Raw genomic sequence first — 24,828 nt, forward strand, 5'->3', positions numbered from 1 at the left:
TCGAAGGGATTAATGGACAGTTCATCCAATGACAAGAATCCTGCATCTCATTATTATTGAAATTTGTAATGCATTGTTTGGTTTCATCGAAAAGAATTGAAAATGGCAAAAGGTAGGATCATCTGGTTAGTTTTGCTCTGGATTTCGATCGGATTCGGTTCGACGAATGCTTCCCACATTTATGGCGGCCAAATGACCTACAGCTGCCTCAATGCGTGCACGACAAGGATTTACCTCAAGGCTTACCGAGATTGCACAGGTGCTGCCGTGATTTCCACCGGTAACATTGGTTGGGTGGGAGCCCCTGGGTGCACTCCTCCACCTGCAGTATCTAATTGGTCGATGCAGGTCACCACGGAAATCACTTTAACTTGTCCGGGTGCGATCACAAGGTGTACAAATCCTGGCGCCGCGATCAATGGGTATCAAGAATATTCTTGGCACCGCGACTATGATATATGTTCTGGGACACCGTGTGTCTATGACCTGAGTTGGGGCGATTGTTGCAGGAACGCTAGCATTTCCTCCTTGGCAAATGCTGGCAGTGCAGGTATTTATATTGCGAATACTACGATCAATACCCTTCTTACACCGTGTAACAACAGCCCACAGTTTTTGAGTCCTCCTGTGATGTACCTCGCGCAAGGAACTTCGACTTATATCTCCGCAGGAGCCTCTGATCCTGATGGTGACTCGTTGGTTTTCAGCCTTGGAACCTGTTGGCATAGCCCCACGGTGCCAGTGACGTATTTGCCAGGGTATTCCGGAACAATGCCCTTCGGCCAAAGTTGGACGTTGAGCATCAATCCGGAAACAGGTTTGATTTATTGCGATGCCACTCCCGGCAATCTCATCACGGGCGTCATCTGTGTCAATGTTACCGAATTTAGAAACGGTGCAGAAATCGGGCGCGTGATGCGTGATTTTCAGCTAACCGTGATTCCCAATCCGAATGGGAATTTTATGCCCGTATTAGGTTCACCGACCAACGTCAGTCCCAATGCGCAGGTGATTCAAGACGAAATTTTTCTTTGCAGCCCTGGAACCGTTTGTTTTGATATCGAAACATCGGATCTGAATTCCAGTCAAAACTTGCTGCTCGCGTGGAGCGGTAATTTGCCGGGTGCCAGCTTTACGATGGTCGGCAATTCCAATGTTGCAGACACAATTCCAGGCACTGCCTTGGTTCCACCTGCGGGCCACTTTTGTTGGACTGCACCTGCGAATGGGCATTATCGCGTGGCTTTTGGTGTATTTGACAACCAATGCCCGGTGGTAGGCAGCGCAGAGCGTGTGATCGTGATCCACGTCGGCCAAGGTCCTGCACAGGCGAGCGCAACACTTGGAACTTGTCCGACCGCGAACTTCTCTGCATCGGGTTGCGGGACAGGTCCCTTTAGTTACGATTGGTCCGGTGCCGGTGGATTTTCAAGTACAGCGCAGAATCCAAGCTTTGCCTATCCAGGTCCAGGGACCTATCCTTGGCAGGTGGTGGTGAGCAATGGTTGGCTGATTGATACGATTCGCGACACTTTAGTGATCGACGCTACGCCTGATTATCAGAGCTTTTTGAGCGGTGTTCATTTTGTCGCGCCATGTTCCGGCAATTTGTATGACACGATCGATGCAGGTTTGGCCAATTCCTATTTATGGTCCAATGGCGAAACCACGCGCGAAATCGTCGCCTTCTTGGGCGGGAATTATGGTGTGACGATTGAGGCTGCGAATGGCTGCTATTACCATGATTCAACCGAACTGTTTTGGGCATCGCCGGATGTTTATGGTGTGGTCGAAACAAGTACGGGTGCGCCGTTGCAAAATCAGCGGATCCTGTTGGTGCAGCATGACACGCTCAATCAGGCCTTGTGGGCCGTCGATTCGGCATGGACAGATAGCTTGGGGTACTATTTCTTTTGCAACGGCACGCCTTCCATGATTTTTCTGAAAGCCACTCCGAATGCGCTCGATTACCCGCAGCAAATGCCGACCTATGCCGACACAACGCTGTTCTGGAACAGTGCCATTCCGTTTTATCCTGTGCCGTTCGTTCCGCTTGAGCATAATTTTTCCACCCTCTTTGGCATCAACCCCGGCGGTCCGGGTTTCATTGGCGGCTTGATCACGCAGGGCGCCAACAAGATGAATGCAGTCGGCGACCCCGTGCCGGGATTGCGGGTGTTTTTGCGGGATGCGAATACGGATGCGATTCTCGGCCACCGTGTGACGAATATGAATGGCTACTTTTCATTCGCAGGCATTCCTCTCGGCGACTACGAAATTGTGCCCGACAAGCCCAATGTGAGCACGACCAATGTCCCTGCGCTCGCACTTACGGCGCAAACGCAGGTGTTGGACAGCTTGGATTTCCAATTGCATTCGACGTGGTTGGAGTTGGTCTTGCATCCGAATGGGGTTGCGCCACAGCCAATGCCAATGGAGATTTCCGTAGCGCCCAATCCATTTGACGGAAGCACATGGCTGGAATTGCAGCTTCAAGAGCCCATGAAACTCAATGTCACGGTGTTTGACCTGTTTGGGCAATCGCTCGGGCAGTTGATTTCGGGGGAAATTCCCGCAGGTGTACATCGCTTTTCTATCGGCGAAGGTCTTCCAAACGGGGTGTATTTCCTGCAATGTGACTTTGGTTTGGCAAGAAGGAGCATTCGAATCCTGAAGGTGGAATGACCAAACGGTGGATTTTATTGACGACGCTCATGTTCTGCCTCGGGTGGTTTGGCGCGTTGCGCGTCCATGCATCTCACGTGTTTGGAGCAGACCTGACCGCCACCTGCGTCACTGCGTGTACCGTGCGCATACAAGGGCGGGTCTATTATGATTGTTCTGTTCAGGCCCCACCTTTTTCCTCCAACACAACATGGGTTCCACAAATTCCGGGATGTACAGCCCCGCCGACCGTGGGCCCAATTTCAGCGGTGACCTATACCGATATCACGCCCACCTGTCCTGCGATTGCCTCTTGGTGCGCAGCTCCCTTGTCTAGCGCCTATGGCGTCGGCGAAATCAAATGGTACCAAGACTACGATATCTGCGCCGTGGCACCCTGCGTGTTCGCCGTCAATTGGTCCGACTGCTGCCGACCCAATTTCGTCGACAACATCATGAATCCCGGCACGACAGGCTACGGATTGACGACCACCGTCAATACCTATCTGACCCCGTGCAACAGCGGCCCCTCCTTCATTGATCCTCCCATTTCGTGGATCTGCAATGACCGCGATCAGTACATCCACCAAGGCGCCTTTGACCCCGACGGCGACTCGCTCGCCTATGAACTCGGTCCTTGCATGGGAAGCACGGGTTCGCAGGTGACCTACATTCCAAATTGTTTTCCATCAGGACCCTACGGGGCCAATTGGTCGGTAACCATCGACTCGACCACCGGCATCGTCTTTTTTGATGCGCATCCGGGTGGTCCGTTGAATGCAATTGTCTGTATTTATATCAGAGAATACCGCAATGGCGTCTTGATCGGCATGACCTCGCGCGACATGCTGGTGATGGCCCAAAATTGCGCGGGCAATACGAATCCTGAATGGACACCGCCCGCGAACCTATCCGGCGGGGTTTCCGTGGTCGGCAATGACATCTACATCTGCGCCTCTGGCAATTTTTGCTTTGACATTTCGCCGATCGATCTGGACGTGGGCCAAGGTCTGCGTATTTGGTGGGACGGGTTGCTCCCCGGCGCAACCTTCTCAGCAGCCGGCAACGGCAATATTCAGGATACGGTGCCGGGAACGACTGCCTTGCCGCCCGTCGGACGGTTCTGCTGGACGCCTCCCGGAAATGGGGTTTACCCCTTGCGCCTGCACCTGGAGGACGATTTCTGCCCGTTGAATGGCCGGCACGACAAGGTTTATTGGCTCCATGTGAATACAACGCCCCCGACAGTCGTGGTGACTGCAGGGACCTGTCCGCAGGTGCAATTTGCCCTCACCGGCTGCGTTGGAAACGGGCAAACCTATACTTGGTCGGGAGGTGGCGGATTGAACAGCACGGCCGCGAATTTTTCGCATACCTATCCATCGGTGGGCAGTTACAATTGGCAGGTGATCGTTGCGGGAGGAAGTCAAATCGATACCTTGACTGGCACCGTTGTGGTCAATGGTGGACCGATCCCGCAGCCCTTGATCAATGGGAACCATGACCTGGATGCCTGTGCGGGTAGGATTTCGGATACACTGATCGCCACAAGCGGATTTACCAGCTATCAGTGGAATACAGGTGCAACAAGCGCCACGATTGTCACGGGATATGTGCCGGGGGTATATGTGGTTGAGGCCTACGATGCCGCTGGTTGTGGCTTTATTGATACAGCATTGGTCAATTGGATACAACCCGATATTTCCGGGAGGGTGACCACGAGCAATACGGCACCACTGGTGAATCAGGAAATCTACTTGATTCGGCACGACACGATGCTTCAAGCCTTGGTCGCAATCGATTCGGTTCAAACCAATCTCAACGGGTTGTATCATTTCTGCAATGTAACCGACACGCTGGTGTTCATCAAAGCCGCACCCGACTCGGGGGCCTATCCTACGGAAATGCCCACCTATGCAGATACGACGCTGTTCTGGAACCATGCGGTAACGTTTTATCCGCTGTTGCAACTGCCATTGGTACATGATTTCTCCACCCTCTATGGCACCAACCCCGGCGGTCCGGGTTTCATTGGCGGCTTGATCACGCAGGGTGCCAACAAGATGAGTGCGATCGGCGACCCCGTGCCTGGATTACGGGTGTTTTTGCGGGATGCGAATACGGATATGATCCTCGGGCACCGTGTCACGGACATGAATGGCTATTTTTCCTTCGCCGGCATCCCGTTGGGCGACTACGAAGTAGTGCCCGACAAGCCCAATGTGAGCACGACCAATGTCCCTGCGCTCGCACTTACGGCGCAAACGCAGGTGTTGGACAGCTTGGATTTCCAATTGCATTCGACGTGGTTGGAGTTGGTCTTGCATCCGAATGGGGTTGTCAATTCTGTCCCGCAGTTCCAATTGCAGGTCAGCCCCAATCCATTCGCAGAAAGCACACAAGTCATGTTCCATTTGAATGAGGACAGTGACTTGGAATGGGACGTTTATGACGCAATGGGAAGGCGACTTTCAGCATCCAAAAGTATGCGGTTGACGGAGGGGACACATCCTTTTGAGATCGGCGCATCCTTGCCTTGCGGGATCTATTTCCTTCGCATTCAAGTCAATGGCGAAGCGCGTTCTGTCAAAATCATCAAGTCGAAATGAGAAAACTAACGTTGTTCCTGATGTTGTTCATGCTCATTTCGCTGAGTAGTTTCTTGGGTTTGAAAGCCTCGCATATCTGGGGCACGCATCTCACCTACGAATGCATCAATCCGTGCACGACGCGGTTCTATTTCAATGACTTCGTGATTTGCCAATCGCAACCTGGCGGTGGGCATCTATTGACGATCACGGGGCCACAAGGCTGTACGGCACCTACGCCGATCAGCAACATGATTTTATCTTCCTATTTCGAAGTGACCCCGATTTGCCCTTCGGTTGCGACGCAATGCACACAACCTGGATCGAATATCTATGGTTGGTGGCAAGTCACCACATATCGCGATTACAATACCTGCAACGCATCCCCTTGCCAATTCAACGTTTCGTGGGATTATCAAATTCACGGTGGACAGACCTCAATTTCTTATCCAAATATTTGGTACCGGGCGGGCGAAACGATGCTCGACCTGAGCCTGCCAAGCTGCAACAACAGCCCGCAGTTCACATCTCCTAATTTCATGCAAGTCTGCATCAACATGCCCTTTGTAGCTTCCGTGGCGGCGTTGGATCCTGATGGCGATTCCTTGGTTTATTCATTGGATACGCTGGAGGATGGTCAGGGCATTCCTTTGCCATTTAACCCCGGATATTCGTTTGCGCAACCCATCGGGCCCAATTGGACGATTTCGCTGGATTCAATGACGGGAATTTTGACAATTGTTCCTAGCCCGGGGAGCCTCGAGGTGGCGTCGATTTTGGTACATGTCGATGAATACCGTAATGGCATCAAAATCGGCGGTGTAGAAAGGGTCCTCGACTTTATGACGATGAACTGCACCGGCAACAATGCGCCAACTTTGGCACCGCTTACGAATGTTTCAGGGGCGACGGTGAATGGGTATGATGTTTTCGTTTGCGAAGCAGGGAATCCGATTTGTTTGGACATTGCGGGCTCGGACGTTGATCCAGGACAAAACTTGCTGCTGACTTGGAACCAAGGTATTGCAGCCGCGACATTTACCAAGGTAGGCAATACCAATGTGCAGGACTCCATTCCCGGAACGAGCAATGCGCCCGTTGCCGGCAGATTTTGCTGGGCCAATCCGACGGTAGGCGTTTATTCCTTCAAGGTCAAGATTCAGGACGATGCCTGCCCCTATTATGCCTATACGGAACGCAATATTTTGCTGCGGATTGGAATTGCGACGGCGCCGATTGTATCGGTGACCTCCACTTCCTGCCCGTCAACCGATTTTTCCGTGAGCGTATGCGGTCCTGGCCCGATGACCTATCAATGGTCGGGCGCCGGCGGATTAAGTAGCAACAGCGCGCAATTCAGCCATGCTTATGCAACGGCCGGGAATTATCCTTGGCAGTTGATCGTCTCCAATGGTGCCACCAACGATACCCTTTCGGGCACGGTACAAGTCGGCTCCGCTGCCTTTCAGCCAAATTTGCTCACCGGAACCAACTTCGTAGCGCCTTGCGTCGGCAACCTTTACGATACTTTGGATGCAGGTGCAGGATGGAGCACTTATGCTTGGAGCACAGGCGATTCGACACAGGATATCGTGGTTTTCCTCGGCGGAAATTATGCTGTCACCGTCAGCGATCAGATTGGCTGCGAATATTATGACAGCACCACTTTGTATTGGGCATCGCCTCAAGTGTTTGGCGTTGTGACGACCCACGATGGCGACCCGCTTCAAAATCAGCGGGTTTTGCTGATTGAGCATGATACCTTGGCGCAGACGCTCACGGCTGTGGATTCGACTTGGACCGACAGCTTGGGGTATTATTTCTTCTGCAATGTGACGGATTCGGTGGTGACCCTCAAGGCAACGCCGAGGTTTGCAGATTATCCCTTGGAGTTGCCGACTTACGCGGATTCGAGCCTGTATTGGAATCAAGCGCTTTGGTTCTATCCTTTTCAGAATGCGCCGCAACATCATGATTTTTCGACGCTTGCGGGGGAAAACTGGGTCGGACCAGGTTTCATTGGCGGATTGATTACCTTGGGTGCCAACAAGACGAATGCCATCGGCGACCCCGTGCCGGGCGTGCGCGTGTTCCTGCGTGATCGCAATACAGGCGCGATTTTGGGCCACCGCGATTCAGATCTGAATGGCTACTTTTCCTTTCCGAATCTACCCTTCGGCGCGTACGAACTTGTTCCCGACCGACCATTGGTCAGCACGGGCAATGTACCGCAAATCGATTTGACGGCCCAAACGCCGTCGCGCGACAGCTTGAACTTGCAAATGCACCGGTATTGGCTCGAGTTGGTTTTGGAACCGAATGGGATTCCAAACCTGCATTCGCCGTTTTCTGTCCAGGTCTCACCCAATCCGTTTGGCAATACCACGTATTTGGCGCTGAATTTGGAGGAAACGGGTTCGGTGGTCGTTGAGCTTCACGACCTACTAGGCCGAAAGACGGGCCTGCTGTTTTCAGGAGAATTGCCCGAAGGAAAGCATGCAATTGCATTCGGAGAAGAACTTGCGAGCGGATTGTACCTCCTCGGTGCAAGTGGGCGCACCGAACACGCTCCGCGTGGTGAAACGATTGAACCGGTAGATCATTCATCAACGGTTGGCATTCGGCTTCCCTCATTCGTAAACCGGCATCTGCCGGTAGGCTCCTTTTTCGTTGTGGGAGGTGACCATCAAGTGCGTCCTCGGCACTCACGAGGGTCGCAACCCAAACGCTATCGAGGAAGATCGTTTTGTCGTCATTGATACGATGGGAACCGAATTCGGAGAATCCAATCGCCTGACCGATGGAATATCCGCTTTCATGGCCCCAATAACCGTCTCTTGCCCAGCTGACACTGCGGTCGCATCCGAAGAGAAAAAGGGGGATCAGTATCCAAAACCAGCGTTGTCCAATGTATTTTGCCTTCAAACCTGTTTTCATCCTGTGAGGTGATCTTCCATTGAAAGTTAATGATTTTCTGAGGAATGGCACTCAGTCGCCACCGCAGCCGCCACCGCAACCACTGCATCCGCTGCTGCAACCGCTGTCACCACCTCCACTGTCGCTTCCGCCGCTGCATCCGCTGTCGCCACTACAGCCACTGTCACCGTCGTGCCCATGTCCGTGTCCATGACCGCTGCATCCGCTGTCAAATTCGTTGCTCCAGCTTCCCCAATTGACGTCACTTGAACAGCCGGTGCTGCAACCCGAGCTACATCCTGTGCTGCCTCCTGTATCAGTGGTCGTTGCGAGCGGATCGGTATTTCGAAGGTGCTTGAAAGCCTCCTCTGACATTTGGTACTGGGCAAGGTTGATTCCAGGTATCATCAGCGCCAAGGCGCCAATGCCGATCAGGAGCTTCTGGGCTGCGGCGGCGTCCTCGATGGAATTCCTCCGGAAGGCATCCTTTACGTCATCAAACTCCCGCCGCAGTTGCTCCCGCACAAGCAGGCCAGAATCTGACAAACCGAATCCACCCGTTAAGTGATGCCAGAAATTTCGTTTGAAAAGCGGCGCGGTGGGTCCGTGGAGGTAAATCCGGCGCTGAAACATCAAGCTGCTGAGCGCATTCCGACGGGCGAGCTTGACCACCGTTTTCAGCATCATCTTGGTTTGCGGATGCTCGAGGAAGAATTTCGTAAAGACTTCCTCGTGCGGCAAAGCGGTGTAGTTTCCGGCACCCTCGCCTAACTGAACAAAAGCCATCTTGGGCGGATCGTTGGCTGTGCGTGGCTCGTATTCGTCTTCCGAAACTTTCAGCACCTTGCGGTTTACCAAATCGAAAAATGTCAAACGCAACAAGTCAGGTAGCAGGGCATCGCTGCCATGAAGGATGAGCCATGCAACGGCAGGGTTGAGCTTTTGAAGGGTATCTGTTTTTACCATAAAAATTTGGGTTTTTTGATGATCCAATGTTGGCGTTTGTTGATGCGCTCGAAATGAATGTCGCTGAATCGCTGTTTGTCATCCGGCCATATTTCCGGCGGCGGGGCTTGCTGAAAAACCTCCGCATACAATGCCAAAGTCAGTGCGTACCAGTCTTTGTATTGTTGGCGTTCGGTGGGGCCGCCTTTGGTTGGGCCGTGGTTGATGCGCTTGCCGAGGGTATTTTCGCAGAAATCGATCCAGTAAGATTCCGTGTACAGCAGGTGAAGGTGCCAAACTTGGTCGACTTGATCGGAAGGCGTCTGCGGATAAGGCGAAACGCAAATGAGAAACATAAAACGTTTGTATTCCTCGATGGCGCGGAGGGCAAATTCGTAGGTCCAGCCATTTTCACTTGCCAATCGGTCACTGAAAGTGTAGGCAGACGCGGGGTCGTCGAGGAGGAAGGCTTGAATTTTTGTCCAGAGGGCGCTTTGTGTCTGCGTCATGTTGGGCATTTTTCAGGGTGTACGGATGGATTGGGCCGTTGGACATCCAATTTCGCACAATTCACGGAATGTTCATATACGCCCTTAAACCTTTGTTTTACAGCCGAATTCAGCTTCGGTTGTAATGCAACACCGGCAATTCGAGGTCTTGCACCAGGGTGCCGTCGGCGGCATAGAAGGCATAGTACCATTCGACTTGGACGGTCCCGCGACCGGGGTTGAGGATCAGTTCGCGGGCGGTGAGTTTGGCTGCATAAGGTGTGTCGGGAAAATGGGGTTTGGTGAAATTCCAGTTGCGCACACCAAGGCCGCAGATCACGGACGGGGCAAACATGGGAATGAACCAAGCCTTGTGGGCGGTCATGTAGAGCATGGATCCTGAGGCGATGATGCCGCCGAAAATGGTCTTTTTGGCGACTTCGGTATCGATATGAAACGGCATCGGATCCACAAACCGGGCAAATTCGATGATTTCCGTCTCCGAATGGTTCAGAATTCCCAATTCGAAGGTCTTCCCCGCAAAAACTTCATGGCCATTCAGGAAAATCGTCTCTTGCTGCAGCTCTGGCATAAATCTTGTAATTTTACAGAAAGGCAAATGCCTTCATCTCGCTATCAATGCTGCAAAATTCGCAAAAAATCTGGCTTTTTCTCCTGCTCGCCGTCGTTTTGCCGTTGACGTCCGTTGCGCAAGTCGACGAATCCACGACCATCATGGGCTACACCCTTGGCATGCACCTGGATTCGATTCCCAAGCAGAATCTCCTGAAAATGGGCAAGTTCCAAAAGCTCTACCGCTACGACCGGCAGGACGAGAACCTGACGCTGAACGGCATGCGGCTCGGCTATGTACGGCTGTTTATTTGGGACAACCATCTGCATTCCATTGAAATCAAGGCAGTTGCAGAAGACGGCGAAAATTTCAAAGCCTCCTTGAAAGCGCTTTACGGCGAAGGAAAAAAGCAGGACGCGATGGGCTACCGCTACCAATGGTTTCTCCCGACGTCGCGGGTGCTGTGGGACCAAAACTTGGCCACGAAAGAAGGCGTCGCGACGTATGTCGACGAAAAAACCAACGACAGCTACTTTAAATTCATCTACACCCAGCAAAACCGCGAACGATAATCCACCTTTTCGTTGGGTTTGGGGCGGTCTTTGGTAATTTTGCAGCTATGAAAGTGAGCAATTGGGGGAATTATCCCAGCACGGAGGCAACGGTACGGAGTTTTGCAACTCAGGAAGAGGCCCTTCAAAACCTGCAATCGACGCCGGAGTTTATTCCCCGCGGCCTTGGCCGCTGCTACGGCGATTCCGCGCTCAACACCAATATCCTCAGCACGCTCAAATTCAACCGTTTCCTCGACTTCGACCCTGAAAATGGCATCCTTCATTGTCAATCAGGCCTGAGTTTTGCCGAGGTTCTCGATGTGATCGTCCCCTCCGGATGGTTCCTGCCGGTTACACCCGGCACAAAATACATCACCCTCGGCGGCGCCATTGCGGCCGATGTCCACGGCAAAAACCACCATGGCGAGGGTTCGTTTTCCCATCACGTGCAGTTTTTGCGGCTCCTCGCTCCCGACGGGCAGATTTATCAGTGCTCGCGCACAGAAAATGCGGACATTTTTTGGGCAACGTGCGGCGGAATGGGCCTGACGGGTATCATCCTCGACGCCCAATTCCAACTCAAAAAGATCGAAACGGCCTATATCTACGAAGAAAGCACCAAGGCCAAAAACGTCGACGAACTCTACAAACTCTTCGAAAATTCAGGACATTTCACCTATTCCGTGGCTTGGATTGACTGTTTGGCGAAGGGAAAAGGTCTCGGCAAGGGCATTTTGCTCAATGGCGAACATGCCAAATTGGGCGACTTGAAGACCGACAAACAAAGGCAGTCACCCTTGGTGTTGCCGAAGAAAAAGAAGCTGATTGTCCCTTTCAAATTGCCGTCATTCACGATCAATCCGCTTACCGTCAAGGCCTTCAATACGCTGTACTACGCCAAGGCCAAAAGTGGCCAACACCAACATGTGATCGACTACGACACCTATTTCTATCCGTTGGATGGCATTTTGCATTGGAACCGCGTGTATGGGAAAAAGGGGTTTGCGCAGTACCAATTCGCCATTCCGCCCAAGACGAGTTACGAAGGCATGGTCAAAATCCTCGAGGCAATCAGTGCAGCGAAGATGCCAAGCTTTGTGAGTGTGCTCAAGACCTTCGGTCCCGGCGAAACGGGCATGATCGGTTTCCCGATGGAAGGTTACATGCTCGCCTTGGACTTCCCGATCACGAACCGGCTGTTTCCATTCCTCGACAAACTCGACGACATCGTATTGGACTGTGGCGGAAGGCTTTACCTAACCAAAGACAGCCGCATGAAACCCGAGATGATGACCAAAGGCTACCCCAGACTCCCGGAGTTTCTGGCGGTCAAGTCCAAACTGGATGGCGGGAAGATGATGCAGAGCTTGCAGTCCAAGCGGGTTGGGATTTAGGAATTTATTTTAGTATTAATTTGATTTTTCTAATACAAATATTAGCTTTGCACTAATAGTCGAGGGGTGATCGGATTGACAGGCTGTGGAGGTGACTATTGCAAATCAAGTTACCGGGCTACATTCGTCCCAAGCAGTCACCCTGAGTCGGCAATTTTTAAAAAGTTGTTTTTTTGTTATATTTAATCATTCACGAAATCCAATAGCGATGGAAAGAAAACGAAGCGAATTGATCGGCCTTATTGGTGAAACGATGGACGAGGAACTGCTCAACCTTTTATGGGAACAAGTATTTCTGAACCAACCCGAATTGAGTCCGGAGCAAGTCAAATGGCTAAATGCAAGACTTGAACAATCGGAGAAGTCATTTGCAGAGGGGCGCGTCATGACGCACGAGGAGGTGAAGTTGATGATCGAGGGATTGGGTGATGAAGATCGTTTGGTCGGATGAAGCTGGAATTGATTTAAAGAGAATTTTCCATTTTCTTCAGCTTCAAGGCTTTGACAGGTTTCGTTCAAGGGCAATCACGATCAGAATCGTAGAACGGATAGAGATTCTAGGCAGATTTCCGATGTTAGGTGCCCCATTGGATTCCTCAAAATTCAAAAGGAAGTCGAAGAATAGTTGATGGACCCTATTGGATTGTTTATTCAATCGTGGCAAATGAGGTACATATTCAGGCTGTTTTTGATTGCCGCCAAGACCCTGATAAACTCCGATTGTGATCCAACGAACCAATACGATTGCTCTCATTCTCCCAAAATTTCAACGAAATGAAGCTCCAATTCGCACGTTGCGTTGCGTTTATAGGATTTTGCAATGTAGTTCAATAAAAACCGGCTACATAAATGCAGATTCTTCCATTCGGTCTCCCAAAAATATTCCCCACCTCCCCTTCCGTCCAATTTCCTAACTTGCGGGCATGAGCAAGTACTGCTTGATTTTAGGTGCCAAAAGCGACATCGCACGTGCCATCGCGCACGTATGGGCGCAAAACGGTTACCATCTTTATTTGGCCGGCCGCAAAGCGGCCTCCGAAATCGCGCCCGACGTCCAAGACGTCAGCATCCGTTATGGCATCACTGCCAAGGCTTTGGAGTTTGACGCCCTCGCCTACGAGACGCACGATGCATTCTACGCCGCGCTGGAACCCAAGCCCGATGTAGTGATCTGCGTCCTCGGCTACATGCCCGATCAGAAGGAATCCGAAAAAAACCCGTCATTGGCACGCGCCGTGATGGCCACCAACTACGTCGGCTGCGCCAACATCCTCGGCATCGCCGCCAACGACATGGAAGCCCGCAAATCGGGCAGCATCATCGGCATCAGTTCGGTCGCCGGCGAACGCGGACGCGCGAGCAACTACCTCTACGGAAGCGCGAAAGCGGGTTTCACTGCATTCCTGAGCGGCTTGCGCAACCGCATGGCGCTCAATGGCCTGCACGTGATGACCGTCAAACCGGGATTTGTCTATACCAAAATGACGGAAGGGCTACCACTGCCCGCGCCGCTCACCGCCTCGCCTGAAAAAGTCGCCCAAGACGTTTTCAAAGCCTGGAAAAAGAAGAAAAATGTCCTCTATACCAAATGGATGTGGCGGTGGATCATGGCGATCATTCGCAGCATCCCGGAGTGGAAATTCAAGAAAATGAAGCTCTAAGTCTCCATGAGCGTGCATCCCAAGATCGAATTGCAGCGCCAAGATTACCTGCTGCTCGGTTTCGCTGGGCTGCTGATGGTGATTGGAAATGTAATCTCTTGGCAATTTCCGTTTTTCTGGGATACTGTCCTCAATTCCCGCACGGCCACTTGGTACTTGGAAACGGGGTTTTCAGAGATACCTGTGCCCGAGAATCTCGACGCGGGCCATCCTCCGTTTTTCAGTTTGTATTTGGCTGGGGTTTGGAAGCTGTTTGGGCGGTCGCTGACGGTTTCCCACTTGGCGATGCTGCCATTTCTCGGGATGATTTTGGTACAATTTCATCGGCTGACCCTGCGTTGGCTAGGACCTCAGGGGCGGATTTGGGCCATGGCTTTGCTGTTTTGTGAGCCGACATTTTTGGCGCAGGCGAGCATGGTCACGCCCGATCTCGCATTGCTGGCATTTTATCTACTGGCAATCAATGGATTGCTGGATGGAAAGCGGTGGTTGACGGCGATCGCTTTGGTGCTGATGGCGAGCATGAGCTTCCGAGGAATCCTGATGGTGGGCACCGTTTTCCTGACGGATGTCGGCTTGGCTTGGTTGGCTGGCATTCGGAGGCCGAATCTGCGTAAAATCTGGCCCTATTTGCCTGTTGCTGTATTGACAGCAATCTGGATGTGGGTGCATTGGCGGGCCGTGGGGTGGCTGATGTCGCCGCCGGCGGAGACCTATGGCGGGCAGCGGCAAATGCTGGGCTTGATGGGCATCCTGCGGAATGTCGCTTTGGTCGGCTGGCGGCTGATGGACTTCGGAAGGGTATTTCTGTGGGTGTTTGGGCTGTTGGGGGCAATTTGGCTGGGTAGGAAGCGGATTTTGGAGGCCTTGTCGCTCCGGCAAAGTTTTGTGGCAATGGCGGCATTGGTCGGTGGATTGGCCATGCTTTTTGTCCCATTTTCCAATCCGCCGGGTCATCGCTACTTTTTGGTGGGTTATTTGATGCTGATCCTCGTTGCCGTTGGTTTGGCTGAATTGGGTGAATGGCGAATGAAATGGAAGGTTGGACTGATGGTCGTCGGCCTTGGCATGGCAACCGGACATTTTTGGGTATATCCAAAAGGCGTGGCACAAGGCTGGGATGCCACTTTGGCGCATGTACCCATTTTCAAGCTGCAACAACAGGCCGAAGAATTCTTCAAAACCAACAAAGTGCCTTTCGAGACTGTTTGCGCAGATTTCCCCCTCCTGCATGCGCCCAAATTCACCCGCCTTGAACCCGAAACGGATCCCTTGTGGTACCAAAATGCGCTGGACAGTTCGGATTGTGAATGGATCTTGGTCGCGAATTTCAACAACGGATATTCAGAAGCGGAACACCAAGCATTCGAAGACCCCGGAAAATGGACGCCACGCGCTGAATTCCGCTCCATGCAGCTTTGGCTCCACATTTATCAGCGGCGATGAATTCCACGTTGAATCGACCATTTTTTGAATTCTGGCATTCCGTTTGAGGGAAAACCTGTCTAAATTTAGCTCATGGAAAGATTGAACCGCGTCTTGCTCTTGACCGTTGCCATGCTGTTGATGGCTTTTCCTGCATTTTCACAAGGCGTTCTCAATACTGGAAACGGTGATGATCCTGCGGATCCGACCATTATCCAATTTGAGAAGCTGGATTACGATCTTGGCACTTTCAAAGCTGGTGATCCTGTCAAGGCTGCTTTCACGTTCAAAAACGTAGGCGACGCTGACCTGATCATCGACATGGTGAAGCCATCCTGCAAATGCACCGAATTGACTTGGACCACAACACCCATCAAACCCGGGGGCACGGGCGAAATCAAAGCCGAAATCGACACGGCCGATTTGGAAGGTAAGAAGGAAAAATCCTTCGCAGTGATTTACAATGGCAATCCCCCTGTGGAACGTGTCAATATCACCTTCACCGTTTTGGCGCCCGAAGGGGCTGCTCCTCAGGGTGATGCCGATGGAGATGGCATCAAATGAGCCGATTTCGAGCCCTACACTTCCTGTTTTCATTGCTGATTTTAGCAGGATTACTTTCGTCCTGCGAGATTGACACCCAAGCGACTGGAATCGTGCGCGATGCGTTCTCGAAAGAGCCTTTGGACAGTGTGCGCGTGATTGAATTCGCGGTGCAGAAAAAGGACGAATTTATGGTCGCAGATGGCTATACGGACAGTACCGGCCGATTTGACATTGGTGGTGGATTGTTTGGCGGCGGTCCACGCAAAACCCGGCTCGTGATTGTGGTGGACAAAGAAGGGTACACACCGACGTCGGTCGAGAATTTTTACACAGACCTTTCGGTTGAACTGATCCCTCACCAATAGGTGCAAGGCGTTATTGGAGGTTGCTTCGATCTTTCCAATCCTCCGAAATTCATCGTTGAATCCCGTGAGATTTGAAATTGAATTATCTTCGACCATGCGCCTGCGGTTGATTTACATCTTTCTTTTGTGGTTGTTTCTGAGTGGCCTCGGGTTGAAAATCGATGCGGAAACGATTTCCACGACCGAATGGACAAAACTTGTTCCCTCGTCCGGCTTACCCTCCGAAATTGAGATCCAAAAAGGCAACAACAACCTCGACGTCAGCTTTTTCAAAGGCAGATACTACTTTGCATTCCGCACCGCGCCGTCACATTTTGCCTCTCCAAAGGCGCATTTGTTTGTGTTGAGCAGCCCTGATCGGAAAAACTGGCGGTTGGAGAAGCAAATTTGCTTGGGAGCCGACCTGCGTGAGCCACGGTTTCTCGCCATGGATTCGGCCTTGTATTTTTATTTCTTCGAAGCCGGAAAAAGTCCATTTTCCTTTGCGCCGGAGCATATCTGGGGTTGCCATTTGGGCGCGAATGGGCAATTTTCAGAGATCAAAAACCTGAATTGGGATGGCTACGTCCCGTGGCGAATGCGGCGGCGCGGCGACCAAATGTTCATGAGCGCTTATTGGGGACGCGACCTTTACAATGGCAAACACAAAGGCGAAGTGCGGTTGCTCAAAAGTGAAAATGGCTATGATTGGAAACCGATCAGCACCCAACCGCAGACCGGCGACAAAGGTGGCGAGGAGGCCGAATTCATTTTTGACCGGGAAGGAAATTTGTGGGGAACGATCCGATTGGAAGGTGCAGGCGCACAGGTGGTCTTTGCCGACAAGGATAGCCTGGACAAGTGGCAGACCTTTCCGACACGTGACAAATACGACAGCGCCTTGCTGTTCAGCTACAAAGACAATATTTATTTGGTTTCGCGACGCAATCTCGACGGCCCTTCGGAGCGCGGTGGATTGCTGCCACCCAAACTGCAACGCAATTACAACTTGATCCGTTATTCGCTCACGCGAAAGTGTACTGCGCTCTGGAAACTTGACAAACAAAAGAAAAAGCTGATTCATTTGGTGGACTTCCCATCCACTGGCGATACCGCATTTCCTGCGATCACGGAATTCGCTGCCGGGCGATTTTGGCTGCTGAATTATTCAAGCGACATCGAGGGACCGCAGAAGAATTGGATCAGGGGGCAACTAGGAAAGACCTACATTTATGAGACTGTGTTGGAGATTGGTGCTCAATAGGCAGCCTTTTCGCTGGATTCGTACTGATAACCATTCCACTTCCAAGTTTCTTTTTTCACCGACTTCACGATGCGCTTTGGAGTGAGCTTGAACTCAGTGCGCTCGATCTCCAAATCCCGGAGGCCCAAATTGGAGCCCTTGCCCATGCCGATGCGGCTGTAGGTTTCGCAAATGCAGTCTCGATGATACTCCTTCGGGACATATTCGTCGATGTTGTCATAAACTTCTTGGATAAACTCCCGGTCATCGGCGCTTTCGGATGCAAGGTCGAGATTATAAAAACCATCGTAGTTGGACAACTCCATCACTTGTTTGATTTCATTGTCCATCAACGCAAACAAGTATAAAACGGTGTTTTCAGTTTGAGATGCCATATGACCTGAGCCCAATTCTACGGTAAACCCAACAATTCCATCCCCTAAGGTCCAAAGCGAATCAGAAAGTTCCGGTTCGCCAAACCTTTGGGTCCCACCACCATACTCAAATTGCCCCACGCCATCGATGGTTATAAGCCTAAGCGTAGTTTCCATCCGCTCAAATTCGTAGAAATCGGTCACAAGTCCGCGCGTGTACTCGGGCCCCCAAGTGACCATGGCAACAAAACAGATGGTATCTTGGTCCAGCGGCAAAATTTCGACCGACTCAGGATAAAAAAGGCCATCGTCGTCGGACATTCTCCGTCCCCATTTCGCCTCCGGCTCCTCTTCGTCAGTATCCTCCCTCACTAGATCATCAGGATAAAGCTCCAAAATCTTGGAGAGCATGCTGTCTTGGTCGATCCTTGCTTTGGAGAACGCAAGACAAGGTAGCATCAGCCAAACAAAGAGGAGGAATTTCATATTCCGCATGACCAATTACAACAGGGTGATGCGTTTGACCACCAACTCCGTGCCCGATTGAGCCCGCATCAGGTATTGTCCTGCAGGAAGACCCGACGTAGGAACCGATATTTTGGAAAGTCCTACCTCCCCGTCAAAGGTCATGTTTCGGACTTCACGACCCTGCATATCGATCAACAATACATGGATCGGTTGTGCAATCTCCATGCTGAAGGTCAACTGAATCGGCATCCCAACCTGCGCCGGATTTGGGTGGCTATTGACAAAATGGGTCCCGCTCAATCTCGTTTCTACACCTACCGCATTGGAAAAAGAGGATTCGCCGTTGTTGTCCACCACCTTGAGACGGTAGTAATTCATTACACCAGGCGCATACCCCGGGTCATCAAATACATACTGCAATGCTTCGGAGGAATTTCCGGCACCCATGCGTTCGCCAATGGCTTCAAAATGCTGATAATCCCCGACGCTTCGCTCAACTTCGAATTTCAAATTGTCCGTTTCGGTTTTCGTTTCCCAAGTAAGCGCCACAGAATTGCCATTCTCCTCAGCTTTAAGCTCTTGAAGATCCGCCGACAAAATCACCGATGGCTGCAAGACCCCATCGTCAAAATAGACATAGCCCGTGTTGTAGGCACCCGCGCCGTTGGCCATGACACTCGTAGCACCATCAAGTAAGAAGTTGCCCATCGTCAAATAGCGTTCTCCACCAGCAGCCGTGAAAGTCGCTGAAACGAGATTCCACCCCAGCTTGTTGGTGATGAAAGTGCCACTTGGAATCGCGCATTGTGGGGTGTATGTCGTCATGGAATTCCAATTTCCAACCCAAGTTGGTGCAGCAGCGCTCAAATAGAACTGCAGATCGTCCGTGGCCATCGAAGAATTGTCGCCTGCGGAAACATACCACGAAATCGTATAGGTCTGCCCTGCCGTGAGCCCGAGCGCAGGTGTCAGTTGGCAATAGATGTACTCACGGAACCCCGGTGTCGATTGATAAAACAAGGCAAAACCCATATAAGCGTTGCCCGCATGCGGCATTTGCGAACCAAATGCGTTGCTCGGAACTTGTACCCAAGCATTGGTGCCACAAACATGATGGTAGTCAGCACTCCCGGTATGGTTGGTAGGATTGTTCCACCCTGTGGCCTTCCACATTTCGGCAATCCAACCGGGACATGCGGAATACACCTCAAAGCCAGGATTGGGAAGCAAATTTTGGCCCCGCAAACCGACGCATGCCGTCATCCCGAAAAATAGAAGGACAATGGAGAATAGGCGCTTTTCCATGAGAATTAGTGGCAAAAGGAAAACTGACAAATGAAAACGAAGCTATTGACGATTCAACAGACAATTTAGCGAATCTTGCCAAGAAAGGAAAAAAATCCGGCACATCTGTTCAGGATGCAATGCGAGAAGATGTTTGTCGAATGGAAAACAGGAATTCGTCAGCAAGCTTTGACCCAAAACCCAGAATTCAACACAAACCCCGATTCTGTAAATTCTGCGAAACGTAAGTTCAGCGAAGCTAATTCTGCTCAAATTTTGCTCAAAAAAATTAGGGCGCTCAACCCACCTTAGTGAGGAGCTGCCCTAACCCTTGCTCTTGTAATCCAAAGATGCACCCATATTCTCCGAATTGTATCGGGTTTTGATCGAATGGTTCAACTTCAAATCTGATTGGAAAATTCTCAAGGATGAACGGGAATCCAGTCGCTTACGAACTGTCGTGCATGGGCAATGTCGGGCTGCATGAAACGATCTGTCGTCAGCGGAGGAACCACTTTACGGAAACTTTCCAGAATGTTTTCGAGCACGGGGCTCGTGCGGTCCGGCTTGCGAAACCACATCGCTTGGGAGGAGGCGATCATCTCGATGCCAAAAATGGTGCAGAGATTTTCACAGACTTGCAGGCATTTCACTGCACCATTGGCGCCCATGCTCACGTGGTCTTCCTGCCCATTGCTGCTTGGAATCGTATCGATGACCGAAGGCGTGCACAATTGTTTGTTTTGGCTGGCAATTGCTGCGGCCGTGTATTGCGTGATCATCAAGCCCGATTCCAGGCCAGGATTCACAGCAAGAAACGCCGGCAAGCCTCTTAATCCAGCCAACAACTGGAATATCCGCCGTTCTGAGATCGAACCCCATTCCGCAAGGGCGATCGCCATCAAGTCCAAGGCCATCGCAAGCGGCTGACCATGGAAATTCCCTCCGCTCAAGATCAGGTCCTCGTCGACAAATACATTCGGATTGTCGGTCGTACTGTTCATCTCGGTGACAAAGGTCCGCGTGCAAAAATCGAGGACGTCGCGGCTCGCGCCATGCACTTGTGGCACACAACGAAAGGAATAGGGATCCTGAACGTCAGTCTTCTTCCGGTGAATCAACTCCGAACCGGCCAATACAGCGACAACGTTGGCCGCCACCTGAATTTGCCCGGAATGTGGCCTGATTTGATGCAATTTCGGATGAAAAGGGTCGAGTCTGCCGTCGAAGGCATCCAAACTCAATGCGGCAATCTGATCCGCAGCATTCGCCAGACGGCGTGCCCGCAAAAGGATATGCATGCCATAGGCGAGCATGAACTGCGTGCCATTGAGCAAGGCAAGTGCCTCCTTGGACTGCAACCGAATCGGCGACCAGCCTTTTTGCTGCAACATTTGCGCAGCCGGCATACGTTCACCATTTACGACCACTTCGCCTTCGCCAATCAACGGCAAACAGAGGTGGGCCAAAGGCGCCAAGTCGCCGGAAGCACCAAGCGAACCCTGCGTATACACCACCGGCAAGACCCCTTCGTTGTAGAAATCGAGCAGCCGCTTCACTGTCGCTACCTGCACGCCCGAATGCCCGTAGGCAAGCGACCGCGCTTTCAGGAGCAGCATCAACCGTACGATTTCGCCCGGAACCAAGGCGCCTGCACCGCAGGCATGCGAGCGAATCAGGTTGTATTGCAGCTCTTCCAGATGTTCAGCGCCGATGCGTTTGTCGCGCAAAGCCCCAAAACCGGTATTGATTCCATAAATCGCATCGGTGTTCACCGCCATTTTCTGATCCAGAAAAATGCGGCACCGTTCGATGGCGGTCGCTGCAGCATCCGACAAAAGGACCTTTTGACCAGGATCCGAAACCAATTGTTCAAAGGTTTCCAAGCTGATCGGAGCTGCTGAAATTTCGAATTGGGAACTCATGCGAATGGAATTTTAGGCGTCGACGTCCACCGTAAGAACTTTGGAAAAGAAATCCATCGCCTCGGCAAATGGAATCGTTTGTTGCAAGCCCGTGGTCAAGTCCTTGAAATTGAGCACCCCCGTCTCTACTTCACGGTCGCCGATCGAAATCACGTAGGAAAATCCAGCTTGATCGGCATACTTAAACTGCTTGGCAGGTTTTGCAACCTCCGGATAAACTTCGGCAGCATACCCGGCATCCAGCATGTCCATCCAAACCTCCACAGCCTTCGCTTCGCCACTGCCTCCAAAATTTGCGAGCAAAACACGCTTGCCATGGCGGCGCAGCTTCTCCAAAATGCCTCTAGACTGCAGAATGTCAAAAATCCGGTCTGCGCCAAAGGAAATGCCGACCCCCGAAACGCCATCCAAGCCAAAAACGCCTGTCAAGTTGTCGTATCGTCCGCCTCCGAGGATGCTGCCACGGAAATCATGGGTACCAGCCTCGAAGATGGTTCCCGTATAGTAGCCCAAACCACGGGCGAGGAAGATGTCCAAGGTCACCTGAATGCTATTGGCCTTCCGCAGATCGATCAATCCAAAAAGGGTGCTCAACTCTTGGATTCCCAATTGTCCCACCGCATTGGCGGGGCCAATCAGTGTTTTCAATTCCTCCAAAGCGCGAGAAACGGGCATTTTGGCCAGCGATTGAATGAACCGGAACCGTTCAGGCTCCACCGAGAAGCCCTTTTCCGTCCATTCGGCAAAAATCCCATCCTCTCCAACCTTGTCGAGTTTGTCCAGGATGGTGATGAATTCGACGAAGCGATCGCCTGCACCAAAATACACCGCGATACCTTCCAGCAATTTGCGGTTGTTGACCCGCAAGGTCACACCCTCGACGCCGAGTTGGCTGAATCCCTCGTCACAGATACGTACGAGTTCGAGTTCGTTGAGCAGGCCATTGGAGCCGACCACGTCCACGTCGCATTGGTAGAATTCGCGGTAGCGCCCTTTTTGCGGACGGTCTGCCCGCCAAACCGGCTGGATTTGGTACCGCTTGAAGGGAAAAGTGAGTTTGTGCTGATTCATGACCACGTACCGTGCAAACGGCACGGTGAGGTCATAGCGCAAAGCCTTTTCGCTGATTTTGGGAAGCAATTTGAGGGAGGCAGCCGGCTGATGAAAGTCGAAGTTTTGCTTCAAGGCATCGTCGAGATAGTCACCGGAGTTGACAATCTTGAAAATAAGGCGGTCGCCTTCTTCGCCATACTTGCCGGTGAGCACGGAAAGTTGCTCGATGCTCGGCGTTTCGATCGGCTGATAACCATAGCGTTTAAAAACGCGGCGCAGGGTATCAAAAATAAATTCTCGCCCGAGCATTTCGGCTGGGCCAAAGTCACGCGTTCCCTGCGGGATGGTGGGTTTTTGCTTCGACATGGGACAAATTTAGAGCAGAATTTTAAGAATCTTGAGATCAGCGAAGCTAATTCACAGAATCGATAGAAGTGTTGAATTCAATAGCGCGAATGGATTGGGGCAATATTGGGCTTCAACGAATTGTATGTTGTGTGGACCCCAGTAAAAGGAACTGAGGAAATCGTTTCGAACTTCCGGGCAAGGGTCGTCGCATCTTTTAGCGGCAAGTGAATTGCAGCTTGCGAGATCCATTTGGGGATTACCGATGATCGCTGAAAGGGTCCTTTGAATCAAAAAAAAGGCGAACCATCGGCCCGCCTTTTTTTGTATTGTGATGAGGGGATTAGTCCTCGTCGCTATCTTCTTCGGCGCCTTTCTGACGATCGGCTTCCTCGGTGATGCGGTCTTCTTCACGCTTCTTCTTGCGCTCGTCGAGGCCATCGTTGATGGCGTCGCAGATGGCACGCACGATCAGCTGAATCGACTTTGCTGCGTCATCATTGGCTGGGATGGCGAAGTCGACTTCATTGGGGTTGCTATTGGTATCGACCATAGCGAAGGTAGGGATGTTGAGTTTCTTGGCTTCAGAAACTGCAATGTGCTCCTTCTTGATGTCGACGATAAAGATCGCGGATGGGAGGCGATTGAGGGTAGAGATACCTTTGAAGAATTTCTCCAATTTGGCCTTCTCGCGGCTCTTCATCAACCTTTCCTTCTTGCTCAAACGCTCAAAGGTTCCGTCGGTTTCCATCTTCTCGATGGCACCCATCTTCTTGATGGATTTGCGAACGGTAGCGAAGTTGGTAAGCATACCACCCAACCAACGTTCGGTAACAAACGGCATGTTGACGCGGATTGCTTCTGCTGCAACGATGTCTTTTGCCTGCTTTTTGGTAGCGACAAAAAGAATCTTGCGACCTGATGCAGAAAGCTGACGCACTACTTTGAGTGCTTCTTCCAGCATCTTGTGCGTCTTGTTGAGGTCAATCACGTGGATACCATTGCGCTCCATGAAAATGTAGGGCGCCATGGCTGGGTTCCACTTGCGGGTCAAGTGACCGAAGTGTACACCTGCCTCCAAAAGATCATTATAAGTAATTGCTGCCATAAATTCAGGTATCCGAGATTAACGCTTGGAGAATTGAGTCTTTTTACGGGCTTTTGGTTGACCGTATTTTTTACGCTCGACCATGCGTGAATCACGCGTCATGAAGCCTGCACCACGCAATGGCTTCTTATTTTCCTCGTTGATCTCTACGAGCACGCGAGAAAAGCCCATTCTCACGGCTTCGGCTTGACCTGTGATACCACCGCCATTGACATTCACTTGGATGTCGTAGTCAGCGGCGCTCAGGTTGAGCACAGCAAAGGGCTGCATGACCTTGATCTGCAGAATATCTACCGGAAAGAAAATTTCCATTGGACGGTCATTTACCATGATCGTACCACCACCGGCCTTTTTTGCAGGCTTGAAGAAGCACCTTGCCACGGATGTTTTCCTTCGGCCTACTTTTACAATCGTATCCATATATGCTATTATGCTTTGGAATCGTATTTCAACTGATAGAGTTCTGGGTTTTGGGCCTCATGGCCATGGTTGGTTCCAGCATATACACGCAAGTTGCGGTACATGTCATTGCCCAACTTGTTTTTGGGGAGCATGCGCTTGACAGCGAGCTCGACAGGACGACGTGGGTCACGGCGCATCAGCTCGATCATGTTCAAGGAGCGCTGACCACCAGGGTGACCTGTGTACCAAACGTGCTCTTTTTCTACCCACTTCTTACCGGTGAGGCGAATTTTTTCTGCGTTGATCACGATCACATTGTCACCACAGTCCACGTGAGGGCTGTAGGAAGGCTTGTGCTTTCCGCGCAGGATAGAAGCGATCTGGCTGCAGAGACGACCTAAGATTTGGCCTTCGGCGTCAATGATGAGCCATTTTTTCTCCACCGTCTGCGGCTTCGCGTACTGGGTCTTGTAACTAAGCGTATCCATCTAAATACTTCAAACTCCGTGTAAAATGGGGGTGCAAAT

21 protein-coding genes are annotated in these 24,828 nt (G+C 51.5%); 11 read left to right on the plus strand and 10 right to left on the minus strand.

Going from position 1 to position 24,828, the window contains the following annotated elements; all coding sequences use genetic code 11:
* Positions 1-102 precede the first annotated feature (102 nt).
* Genes IPN95_06005 through IPN95_06015 form a run of 3 tightly spaced genes read left to right on the plus strand, consistent with a single transcriptional unit; the run spans position 103 to position 8,011 of the window.
* Entirely contained in the window at positions 103-2,685 is a 2,583-nt protein-coding gene (locus tag IPN95_06005; GenBank protein MBK9448957.1) for a hypothetical protein, read from the plus strand.
* Positions 2,682-5,273, plus strand: a complete 2,592-nt coding sequence (locus IPN95_06010; GenBank protein MBK9448958.1) for a T9SS type A sorting domain-containing protein — start codon at positions 2,682-2,684, stop codon at positions 5,271-5,273. The genes IPN95_06005 and IPN95_06010 overlap by 4 nt, the downstream gene beginning before the upstream one ends.
* Positions 5,270-8,011, plus strand: a complete 2,742-nt coding sequence (locus tag IPN95_06015) for a hypothetical protein (protein ID MBK9448959.1) — start codon at positions 5,270-5,272, stop codon at positions 8,009-8,011. The genes IPN95_06010 and IPN95_06015 overlap by 4 nt, the downstream gene beginning before the upstream one ends.
* A 229-nt stretch (positions 8,012-8,240) precedes the next feature.
* Here the strand turns inward: IPN95_06015 and IPN95_06020 are convergent, their stop codons facing one another.
* The 3 genes from IPN95_06020 to IPN95_06030 all read right to left on the minus strand — a co-directional run bounded on the left by IPN95_06020 (position 8,241) and on the right by IPN95_06030 (position 10,193).
* On the minus strand, positions 8,241-9,134 hold the full coding sequence (locus IPN95_06020) for a hypothetical protein (protein MBK9448960.1): 894 nt from the start codon (positions 9,132-9,134) through the stop codon (positions 8,241-8,243).
* On the minus strand, positions 9,128-9,622 hold the full coding sequence (locus IPN95_06025) for a hypothetical protein (protein MBK9448961.1): 495 nt from the start codon (positions 9,620-9,622) through the stop codon (positions 9,128-9,130). Before IPN95_06025 ends, IPN95_06020 begins: the two co-directional genes overlap by 7 nt.
* Positions 9,623-9,731: 109 nt before the next feature.
* Complete coding sequence (locus IPN95_06030; protein MBK9448962.1) at positions 9,732-10,193, minus strand: hypothetical protein; 462 nt, start codon at positions 10,191-10,193, stop codon at positions 9,732-9,734.
* Positions 10,194-10,240: 47 nt separating this feature from the next.
* Here IPN95_06030 and IPN95_06035 point away from each other — a divergent pair, with 47 nt between their 5' ends.
* The 8 genes from IPN95_06035 (at position 10,241) to IPN95_06070 (ending at position 17,363) form a co-directional block, all read left to right on the plus strand.
* Entirely contained in the window at positions 10,241-10,747 is a 507-nt protein-coding gene (locus IPN95_06035) for a hypothetical protein (protein MBK9448963.1), read from the plus strand.
* A 47-nt stretch (positions 10,748-10,794) separates the two neighbouring features.
* Positions 10,795-12,123, plus strand: coding sequence for an FAD-binding oxidoreductase (locus IPN95_06040; GenBank protein MBK9448964.1), 1,329 nt, complete (start codon positions 10,795-10,797; stop codon positions 12,121-12,123).
* Between the two features lie 208 nt (positions 12,124-12,331).
* A complete protein-coding gene (locus tag IPN95_06045; GenBank protein ID MBK9448965.1) occupies positions 12,332-12,574 on the plus strand; it encodes a hypothetical protein in 243 nt (80 codons plus the stop codon).
* Between the two features lie 472 nt (positions 12,575-13,046).
* Positions 13,047-13,784: an SDR family oxidoreductase gene (locus tag IPN95_06050; GenBank protein ID MBK9448966.1), complete on the plus strand. Its 738-nt coding sequence runs from the start codon at positions 13,047-13,049 to the stop codon at positions 13,782-13,784.
* A 6-nt stretch (positions 13,785-13,790) separates the two neighbouring features.
* Positions 13,791-15,230 carry a hypothetical protein gene (locus IPN95_06055; protein MBK9448967.1) on the plus strand — a complete coding sequence of 480 codons (1,440 nt, stop codon included), beginning with the start codon at positions 13,791-13,793 and terminating at the stop codon, positions 15,228-15,230.
* A 72-nt stretch (positions 15,231-15,302) separates the two neighbouring features.
* On the plus strand, positions 15,303-15,773 hold the full coding sequence (locus tag IPN95_06060) for a DUF1573 domain-containing protein (protein MBK9448968.1): 471 nt from the start codon (positions 15,303-15,305) through the stop codon (positions 15,771-15,773).
* Positions 15,770-16,120, plus strand: a complete 351-nt coding sequence (locus tag IPN95_06065; protein MBK9448969.1) for a hypothetical protein — start codon at positions 15,770-15,772, stop codon at positions 16,118-16,120. Before IPN95_06060 ends, IPN95_06065 begins: the two co-directional genes overlap by 4 nt.
* 64 nt (positions 16,121-16,184) lie before the next feature.
* Positions 16,185-17,363, plus strand: a complete 1,179-nt coding sequence (locus IPN95_06070) for a hypothetical protein (GenBank protein ID MBK9448970.1) — start codon at positions 16,185-16,187, stop codon at positions 17,361-17,363.
* Here IPN95_06070 and IPN95_06075 read toward each other — a convergent pair.
* The 7 genes from IPN95_06075 to rplM form a co-directional block, all read right to left on the minus strand.
* A complete protein-coding gene (locus IPN95_06075) occupies positions 17,357-18,202 on the minus strand; it encodes a hypothetical protein (GenBank protein MBK9448971.1) in 846 nt (281 codons plus the stop codon). The genes IPN95_06070 and IPN95_06075 overlap by 7 nt on opposite strands.
* A 15-nt stretch (positions 18,203-18,217) precedes the next feature.
* On the minus strand, positions 18,218-19,489 hold the full coding sequence (locus IPN95_06080) for a T9SS type A sorting domain-containing protein (protein MBK9448972.1): 1,272 nt from the start codon (positions 19,487-19,489) through the stop codon (positions 18,218-18,220).
* Positions 19,490-19,890: 401 nt separating this feature from the next.
* Entirely contained in the window at positions 19,891-21,393 is a 1,503-nt protein-coding gene (gene hutH, locus IPN95_06085) for a histidine ammonia-lyase (protein MBK9448973.1), read from the minus strand.
* A 12-nt stretch (positions 21,394-21,405) separates the two neighbouring features.
* The gene (locus tag IPN95_06090) at positions 21,406-22,812 is read right to left on the minus strand and encodes a histidine--tRNA ligase (GenBank protein ID MBK9448974.1); all 1,407 of its coding nucleotides are present in this window, start codon (positions 22,810-22,812) and stop codon (positions 21,406-21,408) included.
* Between the two features lie 322 nt (positions 22,813-23,134).
* Positions 23,135-23,899, minus strand: a complete 765-nt coding sequence (rpsB, locus tag IPN95_06095; GenBank protein ID MBK9448975.1) for a 30S ribosomal protein S2 — start codon at positions 23,897-23,899, stop codon at positions 23,135-23,137.
* An 18-nt stretch (positions 23,900-23,917) separates the two neighbouring features.
* A complete protein-coding gene (rpsI, locus tag IPN95_06100; protein ID MBK9448976.1) occupies positions 23,918-24,319 on the minus strand; it encodes a 30S ribosomal protein S9 in 402 nt (133 codons plus the stop codon).
* 8 nt (positions 24,320-24,327) lie between these two features.
* Complete coding sequence (gene rplM, locus IPN95_06105) at positions 24,328-24,789, minus strand: 50S ribosomal protein L13 (GenBank protein MBK9448977.1); 462 nt, start codon at positions 24,787-24,789, stop codon at positions 24,328-24,330.
* Positions 24,790-24,828 lie beyond the last annotated feature (39 nt).

This window comes from Bacteroidota bacterium (assembly GCA_016718825.1).
GTDB lineage: Bacteria > Bacteroidota > Bacteroidia > J057 > JADKCL01 > JADKCL01.